General features: G+C 36.0%; 10 protein-coding genes and 1 tRNA gene. 6 read left to right on the forward strand and 5 right to left on the reverse strand.

Going from position 1 to position 12,839, the window contains the following annotated elements; genetic code table 11:
- Nucleotides 1-79: 79 nt before the first annotated feature.
- Complete coding sequence (locus tag QUD79_RS08290; RefSeq protein WP_184422950.1) at nucleotides 80-3,211, reverse strand: efflux RND transporter permease subunit; 3,132 nt, start codon at nucleotides 3,209-3,211, stop codon at nucleotides 80-82.
- A gap of 3 nt (nucleotides 3,212-3,214) precedes the next feature.
- Nucleotides 3,215-4,348 carry an efflux RND transporter periplasmic adaptor subunit gene (locus tag QUD79_RS08295; protein ID WP_184422952.1) on the reverse strand — a complete coding sequence of 378 codons (1,134 nt, stop codon included), beginning with the start codon at nucleotides 4,346-4,348 and terminating at the stop codon, nucleotides 3,215-3,217.
- 267 nt (nucleotides 4,349-4,615) lie between these two features.
- Here QUD79_RS08295 and QUD79_RS08300 point away from each other — a divergent pair, with 267 nt between their 5' ends.
- Complete coding sequence (locus QUD79_RS08300) at nucleotides 4,616-5,254, forward strand: TetR family transcriptional regulator (protein WP_184422954.1); 639 nt, start codon at nucleotides 4,616-4,618, stop codon at nucleotides 5,252-5,254.
- Between the two features lie 347 nt (nucleotides 5,255-5,601).
- Here the strand turns inward: QUD79_RS08300 and QUD79_RS08305 are convergent.
- The 3 genes from QUD79_RS08305 to QUD79_RS08315 all read right to left on the reverse strand — a co-directional run bounded on the left by QUD79_RS08305 (nucleotide 5,602) and on the right by QUD79_RS08315 (nucleotide 8,004).
- Nucleotides 5,602-5,678: transfer RNA gene (locus QUD79_RS08305), tRNA-Pro, on the reverse strand.
- Between the two features lie 95 nt (nucleotides 5,679-5,773).
- A complete protein-coding gene (locus tag QUD79_RS08310; protein ID WP_184422956.1) occupies nucleotides 5,774-7,450 on the reverse strand; it encodes a DUF3413 domain-containing protein in 1,677 nt (558 codons plus the stop codon).
- Between the two features lie 341 nt (nucleotides 7,451-7,791).
- Nucleotides 7,792-8,004 carry a YejL family protein gene (locus tag QUD79_RS08315; RefSeq protein ID WP_184422958.1) on the reverse strand — a complete coding sequence of 71 codons (213 nt, stop codon included), beginning with the start codon at nucleotides 8,002-8,004 and terminating at the stop codon, nucleotides 7,792-7,794.
- Between the two features lie 77 nt (nucleotides 8,005-8,081).
- Between QUD79_RS08315 and yejK the strand changes: the two genes are divergently transcribed.
- The 5 genes from yejK (at nucleotide 8,082) to QUD79_RS08340 (ending at nucleotide 12,839) form a co-directional block, all read left to right on the forward strand.
- Nucleotides 8,082-9,131 carry a nucleoid-associated protein YejK gene (gene yejK / locus QUD79_RS08320; RefSeq protein WP_184422960.1) on the forward strand — a complete coding sequence of 350 codons (1,050 nt, stop codon included), beginning with the start codon at nucleotides 8,082-8,084 and terminating at the stop codon, nucleotides 9,129-9,131.
- A gap of 125 nt (nucleotides 9,132-9,256) precedes the next feature.
- Nucleotides 9,257-10,285 carry a dihydroorotase gene (gene pyrC, locus QUD79_RS08325; protein ID WP_184422962.1) on the forward strand — a complete coding sequence of 343 codons (1,029 nt, stop codon included), beginning with the start codon at nucleotides 9,257-9,259 and terminating at the stop codon, nucleotides 10,283-10,285.
- A gap of 9 nt (nucleotides 10,286-10,294) precedes the next feature.
- On the forward strand, nucleotides 10,295-11,176 hold the full coding sequence (locus QUD79_RS08330; protein WP_184422964.1) for a 6-carboxytetrahydropterin synthase: 882 nt from the start codon (nucleotides 10,295-10,297) through the stop codon (nucleotides 11,174-11,176).
- On the forward strand, nucleotides 11,169-11,999 hold the full coding sequence (locus QUD79_RS08335) for a M23 family metallopeptidase (RefSeq protein ID WP_184422966.1): 831 nt from the start codon (nucleotides 11,169-11,171) through the stop codon (nucleotides 11,997-11,999). The genes QUD79_RS08330 and QUD79_RS08335 overlap by 8 nt, the downstream gene beginning before the upstream one ends.
- A 36-nt stretch (nucleotides 12,000-12,035) precedes the next feature.
- Nucleotides 12,036-12,839, forward strand: a complete 804-nt coding sequence (locus QUD79_RS08340) for a substrate-binding periplasmic protein (RefSeq protein ID WP_184422968.1) — start codon at nucleotides 12,036-12,038, stop codon at nucleotides 12,837-12,839.

Below are 12,839 nucleotides of genomic sequence, written 5' to 3' on the forward strand. Positions count from 1 at the left end.
TCAGCAAATGCTGAGCTTTTTAGCGTTACTTCACAAAATCATCAAAGGCGCTTTATCGGTTGCGGTATAGTAAACTACTTTATTTCATCTTAGCTGAATTGTTAGCCAGCTTTTCAGAAAGCTTATAAACGACAACAAAGAATAATGGAACAAAGAAAATAGCCAAAACGGTAGCTGAAAACATTCCACCAAAAACCCCCGTACCAATCGCGTTTTGGCTGCCTGAGCCTGCTCCTGTACTTAATACTAAGGGGGTTACACCCAACATAAACGCGAGCGATGTCATTATAATTGGTCGTAAGCGTAGTCGAGCGGCTTCAATAGTTGACTCTATTAAGGTTTTCTTACCAACGTTTTCTTCATATAAGGTGCGCGCGAATTCAATAATTAAAATAGCGTTTTTAGCGGCTAAACCAATCGTTGTTAATAAACCAACCTGGAAATAAACATCGTTAGATAAGCCTCTAGCAAGTGCAAACGACAATGCACCTAAAACACCAAGCGGTACAACCATCATTACTGAGAACGGAATACTCCAGCTTTCATACAACGCGGCTAAACATAAAAACACCGCTAGAATTGACAGAGCATAAAGCATAGGGGCTTGTGAACCCGACTCTTTCTCTTGTAATGACATGCCTGACCATTCAAAACCAATACCGTTAGGCAAGCTTGATGCGATTTCTTCCATTGCTTGCATAGCGTCACCTGTGCTCAATCCTGGTGCTGCTTGTCCTAATACTTGCACAGAAGAAACACCGTTATAACGTTCAAGTTTAGACGGACCATAAATCCATCGAGTGGTACTAAACGCAGTAAATGGCACCATTTCACCTTTATTATTGCGAACATACCAATATTTAAGATCGTCAGGCATCATTCTGTAGGGTGCATCAGCTTGTACATAAACACGTTTTATACGGCCATTATCAACAAAGTCGTTAACGTAATTAGAAGCCCATGCTGTAGAGAAGGTTTGGTTAATATCAGCAAGTGATATACCTAAAGCCATTGCCTTTTGTTGGTCAACGTCAATTTTAAATTGAGCTGTGTCTTCTTGACCATTAGGACGAACACCTACTAAACGTGGATCTTGTGCTGCCATGCCTAGTAATTGATTACGTGCATTAATTAATGCTTCATGTCCTAGGCCAGACATATCTTGTAGTTGAAAATCAAAACCAGATGAGTTCCCAAGTTCACGAATAGCAGGGGGGACAAAAGCAAATGCAATGGCATCTTTATATTGTGAAAACACTCCCATAGCTCTCGCCGCAATCGCTTTAACATTTTGCTCTGGTTTACTACGCTCTTCCCAATCTTTCAGTTTAACAAACACTAAGCCAGAGTTTTGTCCACGGCCACTAAAACTAAAGCCAATAACGGTGAAAATTGACTCAACGTTTTCAGCTTCATCTTCTAAATAAAACTTTTCTATTTTATTCATCACTTCAGAAGATCGCTCTTGGCTAGCACCTTGAGGTAATATTACTTGCGTAAACATCGTACCTTGGTCTTCATCAGGTAAGAATGAAGTGGGTAAACGACTAAACAAAAAGATCAAACCTATAACTAATAAGCCGTAAATCAACATATAACGAACTGTTTGCGTCAGTATTTTACCAAGCACTGTTTGATAACGTTTAGTTGAACGATCCATAAGGTTATTGAACCATGCGAAAAAGCCTTTTTCAGGTTTTTTATGTTGATCTACAGGTTTTAACATTGTGGCACACAGCGCTGGCGTTAAAATTAATGCAACGACTACTGAAAGTAACATTGATGATACAACGGTAATAGAAAACTGTCGGTATATAACACCGGTTGAACCACCAAAAAAGGCCATGGGCACAAACACTGCTGACAATACTAATCCAATACCAATTAGCGCGCTGGTAATTTGTTTCATAGATTTTCGCGTTGCTTCTTTCGGTGATAAATTATCTTCATGCATTACGCGTTCTACGTTTTCAACAACAACAATAGCGTCATCCACTAATAAACCAATTGAAAGTACCATGCCAAACATTGTTAAGGTGTTAATTGAATAACCAAACATCCATAAAATAGCAAAAGTGCCTAATAAAACTACTGGAACAGCAATGGTTGGAATTAAGGTTGCACGAAAATTTTGTAAAAATAAGTACATTACTAGAAACACTAAAATAACGGCTTCTATTAATGTATAAACAACACCTTCAATAGACAATTCAACAAAAGGCGTTGTGTCGTATGGAAACACGACTTCTATTCCATCAGGAACCAAACCACTTAATTCATCCATACGCTTGCGAATTGCGGCTGCTGTTTCAAGTGCATTTGAGCCTGATGCCAGTGAAATACCTAACCCTGCAGATGTATGATTATTAAATTCTGTTAATAATTGGTAACTTTCGCCACCTAACTCAACACGAGCGACATCTTTTACTCTAATTGTTGAACCATCAGGATTAACTTTTACTAATATATTTCCAAACTCTTCGGCCGTTTTTAAGCCAGTTTCAACAATAATACTGGCATTAATTTGCTGTCCTTTTATCGCAGGTGCACCACCAAGCTCGCCCGCTGCAATTTGTGCATTTTGACTTTTTATTGCATTAGTAATATCGCTACTTGTAACGCTATGCTGAGTCATTTTAACGGGGTTTAGCCAAATACGCATTGCGTACTGAGAGCCGAAGAACTGAACATCACCAACACCATTTACACGACTAATTTGATCACGAATATTTGCTGCAATAAAGTCTGAAATATCATAACGGGTAGTATCTTCATCGGTCGAATAAAAACCGATAACCATTAAAAATCCAGAGCTAGATTTAGCGACCCTGATTCCATTTTGTTGAACTTGTTGCGGCAATAGCGGCATTGCTGTTTGTAGTTTGTTTTGTACTTGAACTTGCGCTGTATCTGGATCAGTACCCGCAGTAAATGTTAACGTGATGTTTGCATTACCGCTAGAGTCAGATGAAGAGCTAATATATTGAACGTTATCAATACCTGTTAAGCTTTGTTCAATTACTTGAACAACCGTATCTTGAACGACTTCACTTGAAGCACCTGAGTAATTTGCAGAAACAGAAACAGAAGGGGGAGCAACGTCAGGGTATTGAGCAATAGGTAATTGGTTAATAGAGAGTAAACCCGCCAACATGATCATTATTGCAATAACCCATGCAAGAATAGGGCGGTCTATAAAAATTTTAGCCATTCGTTACTCCGTACCAACATTTGATTCAACTGGAGATACAGGTGCGCCTGGCCTAATCTTTTGCAAGCCTACGGTAATTACTTTATCTCCTTCATTTACACCTGACAGCACCAACCAGTTTTCATTGATTGAGCGGCCTAATGATATTTGACGAAGTTCAGCTGTATTTTCGCTGGTTAACAAATATACACTTGCTTCACCCTTACGGTTAAACATTACGGCTTTTTGTGGCACTAAAATAGAATTTAAACGCTCGGCTTGTGACACGTCAACTCGTGCAAACATGCCAGGCATTAAATTTTTATCTGAGTTATCAAACTCTGCACGCATCGTTACGGTGTCAGTACTTGGGTTAACTTGTACTTCATTAAATAACAATTTACCTTGAATAATTTTCTTACCTAATTTCAATTGAACATTACTGTGCTCTAGCTCAGATAACTCACCAGAGCTAAGGCGTTGTTGAAGTTGGTTAATTTGTGAACTCGCTTGTTTTAAATCAAAATATATAGGGTTTAATTGGGTAATAGTAGCAAGTGCATTACTTTGACCACCAGATACTAGTGCACCCTCAGTAATATTTGATTTACTAATTTTTCCCGAAATAGGAGCGAGCACACGAGTATAAGTTAAATCAATCTCTGCTTTATGTAATGCAGCTTTATTCATTGCTAGCTCTGCTTGATAAGCTTTATATTGCGCTTGTGCTTGGTCTAGGTTTTGTTGGCTAACAGCATTATCTTTAATTAACGTTTGGTAACGCTTAAGCTCAGCTTTTGCAGTAACTAAGTTTGCTTGTGTTTGGGCAAGCTTTGCTTTGGCTGAAGCAACATTAGCTTGATAAATAACATCATCTATCTGATACAAAGTTTGGCCAGCCTCTACATAACTACCCTCAACAAAATGTCTTTTTAAAATAATGCCAGTAACTTGTGGGCGTATTTCTGCAACTTTTGAAGCGACTGCTCGTGCGGGCAGGGTATCAATAAATGGTACGTTTTCAGCTTTTAATGTAATTACATCAACCTGCTGAGCAGGTCTTGCTTGCGGTGCTTTAGCCGCATCGCTTGGTTGACATGCTACTAACGATACAGCAAGTGCTGATGACAGCATTAATGTGCTGATTTTAAACTTCATACAAACCTCTAGTGTTTTAAATTCAAAACTAAATAAATAAATTTGTGCTTATGCTATTTGATTACACACTTGAATAAATAGTTGATTAATGAAAGTATATAAACATACATTCGTGAATGTTTTGTATTTTAAAAGGATATTCACTACAATATCAACCATTAATTCCGTTAGATTAAAACTATTTGTAACTTGATATAACAAACTAATGGTATGAACTTTTTGTTAAGTGAATAATTTCATTTAACCTAGCAGTATTTGGGGTGTTATATGGCAAGAAAAACCAAAGAAGAAGCAATTGAAACTCGAAACCTTTTATTAGAAGCAGCGGAAGTTGTTTTTTACACAAAAGGCTATTCTCAAACCACATTAATGGATGTGGCAGAGCATGTAGGTATGACACGCGGTGCTATTTATTGGCACTTTAAAAACAAAGTTGACCTATTTGAAGCAATGATCGAACGTGTGAGATCGCCATTAGAAATGTTAGGCGAAGAGTGTGCTGATGAAAATGAACCTGATCCTTTAGGTAAAATACGTGACTTTTCAATATTATTCCTTCGCCAAATTAGCCAAGATGAAAGAAAAAAACGTGTGTTTTCTATATTATTTCATAAGTTTGAAATGAATGGACAAGCTGAAGAGTTAGAAAAAAGGCAAATAAAGTCTTTTATCGACAGTACTAACCGTATTGAACGAGCATTAAAAAATGCAATGAACAAAGGGCAATTACCAAAAGACCTTGATGTTCACCAAGCTGCAATTGTAAAACATGCTTATTTCGCTGGGTTAATTAATAACTGGTTATTCTTACCTGAAAGTTTTGACTTAGGCTCTATGATTGAACCATTAGTTGATAGTTATATATTCTTACTACACAACTGTCCAAACCTTAGAATAAAAACCTAATAATACCAGTTTCATTAATTAAGTGATCTATTTTATACGCTGTAAAATTAGTTCAATACAAGGCATTTATTATCATAACTAGTTGTTCAGGGCAATAATGCTCCTGCATTGTCCACATAAGCTGCATCCATGTAGCGATAATTATAAAATTATTAACGCAGTAGTTGATTATTTTTAACCAGTAGAAATGATCACATAGTTAGTGAGATTGGTATAAGTCGTTTACTCAGAGTAGAGCAACATGAATTTTTAAATGCTAGATAAATTAATGATACAGGGTAGTGTAAAAATTTACACATTGTAGATACAAAAAAACCTTGTATGAACAAGGTTTGATAATGAAAAATTGGTCGGGATAGCAAGATTCGAACTTGCGACCTCACGTCCCCCAGACGCACGCGCTACCAAGCTGCGCTATATCCCGATTAATCTTTCTTTGCTCTTTCAAGCAAGGGGTATAATAATGAATAATCCCCACTTTGCAATAATTAACGTACCCAAGGCTTACTAACTGCTTATTTATTCGTCATTACTAGTGTTTTGGCTAAATCGTTTAATAAAATTCACACCATCTATTAGTAATGGGAAGTCTGATTTCACCGTAATAGGTGATTGTAATTGTCTTGAATAACTTTGAAAATTACTGTTTTGATCAATAAATACTGATTTGTCTTTATTAAAAACCATTACACCTTCATCAATGGTATTAGCGATTACTCGATCGTGTGAAAGCGCTATAAAATCTGTACCATTAATCGTCATATCTGACGATAAGTTACAGTTAAACCAGTGTTTAAGTAGTGTTGGTGATATATCGAACTGACTTGTTAAATAATTAATGTTTTTGTTTTTAATCTCTGGATGTATAAAAATGCCAGGTTTTATAGCAAAACGATTAATTGGTTGTTGGTTACCAATAGAGTTGATCAAAATAATATCTTTGTCTTTGCTTGCTTTTTGTGCAAGTAATAATGCATCAATAAATAATTCAAATTGATAGCGGTCTTTTTGCTTAAAGTAGTAAACATGTAAACCAGCTTGCTTTTTATCAAAGGTTTTATTGGTAATAAATTTTCCAATATTTGTGTGACTTTCTACTTCGTTAAATAGCGAATTAAACCAGTTTGGTAGTTGCGCAGGTGATGATTCATCGGAAATAACGTGTAAAAAGCTAGCTAATTGGTTTTGCTCAAGTGCTTGAAAAATAAGAGGCGACTTTTCTTTCTTAACCAATTGATTTTTATAGATAGTTGGCAGGCCATAAAATAAATTAAACAACGCATCGTTTGGTAACGCGTTATCAATATGGTGAGCTAAATTGGCTTTTCCTGTACCAGAGCGTTGGCTAAATTGTAATATTTGCTGCTCTGTTAACATCTCTTCATTTAGCACAATATAAGTTGAACGCTGTGTATGCTGCATTTGGCATTGTTGAGTTAGCAGCGGATATTGAGGAGCTAACTTAGTAAAGGTTAAAGGACTATTTTTACGCTCAAAATAATCAGCTTTATTAAATAGATCGTATTTTGTCAGTAATGTTTTAGCTGTGGTTGGGTAAGATAACGGTAATACAGTATCTTGCCTTAAAATATCATATTCTAAGTTAGCATCGGCCCAAATATGGGTAATGTGACTAAAGAAGAATGAAAATACCAAGCCAAGCACAAAGTATTTAGCAAAAACTGTTTTTTGCAAATCTCTTAAGTGTTTCCAAGCGTAATTACTTACAACGAGTTCAACACTTAAAATCACCATTGTTGTTAACAATGCGATAAACCAAAATAAACGTGAGTTATGACTAATTAAATTAGCAATTAGCTCAATAATTTGGTCACTTGATGACGCATTTAAATGATAGCCTAGCTGACTATAAACATAGGCATCTAGAAGCAGTAGCAATAAGCCAATAGTAAAAAACACGCTTGAAACACCACGTATTAAACGTGTTTTAGGATAAATTAGGGTGATCGGGAATATTATTAACAAAAAAGCAATAAAGGTTAAAAAACCAATATGGCTGATCCATGTAAAAAATAAATACAACTTACCAAGTATTGTTTCTGGTAATGGTTCAGCAACAAGATAGGTTAAAGATAAAATGATAGCGACGACAATATTGAAGAAAGTGAACCAATGTCCCCAGCTAATTAAATGAAGCAGTCGTTTGCTATAAGTTGAAGCGCTAGAAGAAACCATTATAAATTATAATTCTCATATTTTTTGTGCCTTATCTTATACAGATAAGTACATTACGGCGTATTTACCATTCTGCTAACTGTGCTTTTCTTTGTTTAGATTAAAAACTAATACCAGTTTCATTAATTAAGTGATCTATTTTATACGCAGTAAAAACAGTCAAATACAAGGCGTTTATTTTCATAACCAGTTGTTCTAATTATAAAATAAATAACGCAGTAGTTGACTGTTTTAACCAGTAGAAATGTTCACATAGTTAGTGAGATTAGTATAAACACACCGCTGCAAAATAAACATTGAAAGACAAACACGCCCTAGTTATTGTTTTTATTATTTATATTCTATTTTATAGATTGTTTTAATGCATTAGTAAAGTTGTTTACTATTGTTTCACGTTGGGCTTGTGGCACTTCATTATTAAGAATGTCAGTGATAGTATTGCCCAAGCACATCAGAGCTAAATCGGGTGTTGCTGATTCTTCAACTAACACATTTAATAATGCTTGAATGATTTTTTCTACACGTTCGTTGGAATACTTAGATACAATAGGCATAAATTTACTTTAATAGTTGGCTTTATAAAAACGCAAGTTTACCAAAAGCCACCGCAAGATAATACTGACCATTAACTATGAGCTTAATAATTTCTAATATTGCATTACATTTTTTGTCACAAAAAACCGAAACAGGTGAGGTAGAATTACGATTCGGCCCTGAGTCAATTGCGATCACACCAAAAATCGAAGATTTCACTAATGGTTTACACACCCTTTATAACAGCAAAGGAAGTAAAGGGTATGGAAGGTTTACCGATCAAGTAGAACCAAGTGAAACCCCACGCTTTGTTGATATAATGGAATCGTATTTTAACGAGCAACTTTCATTTAACGATTTTTCACAGCAGGCTGCCAAAGGTTTAGCAAATGAACTAACTAAATATGATTTAGCAGAAACTGGCTATTTAGTGTTAACACATTATGAATACATGGGTGGGCGCTATTTATTAGTGGCAGTCATTCCTGTTTCAGAGCATTATTCGGTTGATCAAGAATTAACTATTTCAGCAGCTAAGCATTTAGATATTGCTAAGCTGCAATTAGCCGTAAGAATTGATTTATTTGATTATCAACAAAACCCTGATAGCAATCGTTATGTTTCTTTTATTAAAGGGAGAGCTGGTAGAAAAGTATCTGATTTCTTTCTAGACTTTTTAGGCTGTGAAGAAGGAATGGACTCAAAAGTACAAACTCAGGTATTAGTACAAGCGGTTGAAGACTTTGTTGCTGTTAACCAGTTTGACCCGCAAGAAAAACAACAAACCCGTAAAGAGTTGCTTAATTACTGTAAAGAGCAAAAGGAGTCAGCTCAAGAAGTATCTTTAAAGGAGGTAGGTAAAGTTGTTTCAACTGATCAAGAAAAAGATTTTTATCAATTCTGTCAAGAACAAGCTTACCCATTAGAAGAACAGTTTCCACATGATCAAGCAATTGTAAATAAGGTCACTAAATACTCAGGCTACGGAAATGGTATCAGTATTAGCTTTGAGCGCAGTCACTTTGGCCAAGATATTGTTTATAATAAGGCAAATGACAGCTTAACAATCTATAAAGTACCACCAAACTTGAAAGAACAATTATTAGCGTTGTTATCTTCGAACGATAACGACAATACAGAATATTAGGGTCTGTTGATCTTTCCTTTTAGGCTCTGCTATGAACTATTTTTAACGTAGTTAAGTTGAAAGATAGCATAGCCCTAAAAATTAACAGACATAAAATTTTTTATGTAGAAAAGTAAGGTTTTCAAATGACTACAATTTCCATTACTCGTCCAGATGACTGGCATGTTCACTTAAGAGATGGTGATGCACTCACCACTACAGTTAAAGATATTAGCCGCTATTTTGGTAGAGCGATTGTTATGCCAAATTTAGTGCCTCCAGTAACTAACGCATCGCTAGCAAAAGAATATCACCAACGGATAATGGCACAGTCGCCTCAAGCTCATTTTACTCCATTAATGGTAATCTATTTAACTGATAGCACTACTGTAGAAGATATTAAGGCAGCCAAAGCGTCAGGCATTGTATATGCGGCAAAACTTTACCCTGCAGGTGCCACTACTAATTCATCATCTGGCGTAACTAAAATAGATAATATTTATCCAGTACTTGAAGCGATGCAAAATATTGGTATGCCGTTGTTAATTCATGGTGAGGTGACAACGCACGATATTGATATCTTTGATCGCGAGCATATTTTTATTGAAACAATTTTAGCGCCGTTAGTGGCCAAATTCCCTGATCTTAAAATTGTGTTAGAGCATATAACGACCAAGCAAGCAGTTGACTTTGTTAAAAGTGCAGGCAGAAATGTTGCCGCTACAATTACGGTACATCATTTATTATATAACCGTAATGACATGTTAGTAGGGGGCATACGACCACATTATTTTTGTTTACCTATTTTAAAACGAAATATTCATCAACAAGCATTAATAGAAGCCGCTACCAGTGGTAATAGTAAATTCTTTTTAGGTACTGACTCAGCACCGCATCCTCAACACGCGAAAGAATCAGCTTGTGGTTGTGCCGGGGCTTATACTGCTTTTGCAGCTATCGAGTTATATGCTGAAGTATTTGACCAAGAAAATGCACTAGACCAACTTGAAGCTTTCGCAAGTATTAATGGACCAACATTTTATAACCTACCTGTAAATACTGATAAAATCACCCTAAGTAAAAAGTCGTGGTCGGTACCGGCAACTATGGCCTTCGGTCATAATAATGTTGTACCTGTTAGAGCAAGTGAAACTATTGCCTGGCAAGTAATTTAAGGAAAAGCAATGCAACTTTTTGTAGATGATTTAACCGTAATAGACTTTTCGTACGCATGCCCCAACCGAGGCATAGTAGGCGAAAGTTGGATTGTAGATGTATTATTAAAAGGTGACTTAAACGAACAAAGCATGGTGCTTGATTTTGGCGTGGTAAAAAAACAAATTAAAGCGATTATAGATGCAGCAGTTGATCATAAACTGTTATTACCTATATTGTGTGAAAGTGTTACTGCGACTACTTCTAAACATAGGGATGGTCATGAATATATTGATATCACATCAAAGGTAGGCAACTACTTTTTACATTCACCATCTTGTGCTTTTGCACATATCAATGATAAAAAAATTACCATAAAAAGTGTTACTGAACATTTAACTAATATTATATTTGCTGAGCTACCTAAGAATGTTCAAGGTTTGGTATTGAAGTTAAGGGCTGAAGTTATTCCTAGTGATTTTTATCACTATACTCATGGTTTAAAGCTTCATGACGGTAATTGCCAGCGTATTGCGCATGGTCATCGATCCAAAATTAAGCTTTACGAAAACGACAAGCGCTCAGAAACATTAGAGCATTTTTGGTGCCAACGTTGGGAAGATATTTATATTGCTAGCGAGTCAGATAGAGTGGCGAAAGAAAGCATTGAGCTTTCACCAAATGCAATGCAAAGCCTTACTGATAATCATCAGTATTTTGCTTACCATGCTCCCCAAGGCAGATTTGATATAGCTGTGCCCTCTAATAAATTAGAAGTGGTTGATTGCGACTCTACTGTTGAGTTGTTAGCTGACTATATTGCCCGACAATTAAAAAAAGCAAAGCCAGAAAATAGTTATCAAGTAGTAGCGTATGAAGGTGTTGCCAAAGGGGCTATAGCGAATGTTTAGGCGCATAACACCTTATTGTTGCTGTGTATTAGCCTTATTAACGTTAGTTAGTTCTGCAAGCCATGCTGAAATAAAGTTGTCAGGAAATTTTACCCAAGGCGGGCTGATTATTGGTAAAACAGAGCCTGGCAATTCAGTACAACTTAATGAGCGCATATTAAAAGTATCTAGAAACGGTGATTTTGTCTTTGGTTTCAGTTGGAACGATACAACAACATATACCTTAACCGTTACCGATGAAACAGGAAATAATGAGCAAAAAACATTTACGCCTAAAGCCAGACAATATAAACAAAGCAATATCAAAGGTATTGCTAAAAAAATTATGAATCCAGCCCCTGCAGATGTTGAACGCTCGGCACTTGACAGAAAACTAACGGTACAGGCCAGAGCTAACGATAGTGATTTTACCCATTTCGCAGAAGGCTTTAGCGCCCCAAGAAACAGTAAAATTACAGGAGTTTTTGGAAGCCAACGTTTATTTAATGGCGTGTTAAAAAGTACGCATTTTGGACTTGATTACCGCGGAAATATTGGAGCACCGGTTAAAGCCCCTGCGAGTGGCACAGTTGTGTTGTGGGTACCTGATATGTTCTATTCTGGTGGCACATTAATTATTGACCATGGGCATGGGATTAACTCAACGTTTTTGCATTTAAGCGATTCTTATGTAAAAGTAGGGGATGTTGTGCAAAAAAACGACGTTATTGCAGAAGTTGGCGCTAGTGGTCGAGTCACTGGGCCTCATCTTGATTGGCGGGTTAATTGGTTCAATGTACGCTTAGATCCTCAGCTAGTGCTAGCTACCTTACCAATAAAGTAATCAATATAACCCATATTAAAGAATAAGGAATGTTTTTTGAAAAAGTTGTTAATTGTTTTTTTATTAGTGCTTTCATCTCAACCTATAGTGGCCAATACAGTCGATGATAAAACATTGTCGGTTGGTTGGGAGCTATGGTATCCCTATCAATACCGAGATGCACAGCAAAAGCTAATTGGCTTAGACCTTGATATTTTCAATGAAATTATTAAGCGAATTAACTACAAAGTTAACTACACAGAGATCCCTTGGAAGCGTCACTTAAACTATATCAAAACAGGTGATATGAACATTGCCATGGGTGCGTCTTTCAACGAGGAACGTGCTAAGTATGCTTTATTTTCTGAACCTTATCGCATTGAAACTGTAAAGTTATTTGTTCGCAAAGGCTTTGCTGGTAAAATTAAACTTAAGCACTTAAAAGATCTGAGTAATAGTAATTTTATGATCGGTGTTGAAGGCGGTTATTATTATGGTAAAGACTATGAAAAACTTATTAAACAAGCCGCTTTTCGCTCGCACATCACAGAGGTTTTAGACTTAGAGCAAAATATAGATTTATTAATGAAAGGGCACTTAGATGGCGTTTTAGTAGATCCTTTCACTATGCAGGCCTTCATTAATAAATATAAAATGTTTAATGAATTTGAGCAACATAAACTACATATTTATGCTGATGATATTCATATTATGATAAGTAAAAAGTCTAAATTTAAAAATTTAATGCCAAAAATTAATGGAGCGATATTATCATTGAAAAAAGATGGCACATTAGATCAATTTTTTAAAAGCTGGAATAGCCTAGTCAGCTCTAATAGTCAAAGTATTGCTCAGCAATGA

The sequence above is a fragment of the Thalassotalea piscium genome, assembly GCF_030295935.1.
GTDB classification, from domain to species: domain Bacteria; phylum Pseudomonadota; class Gammaproteobacteria; order Enterobacterales; family Alteromonadaceae; genus Thalassotalea_B; species Thalassotalea_B piscium.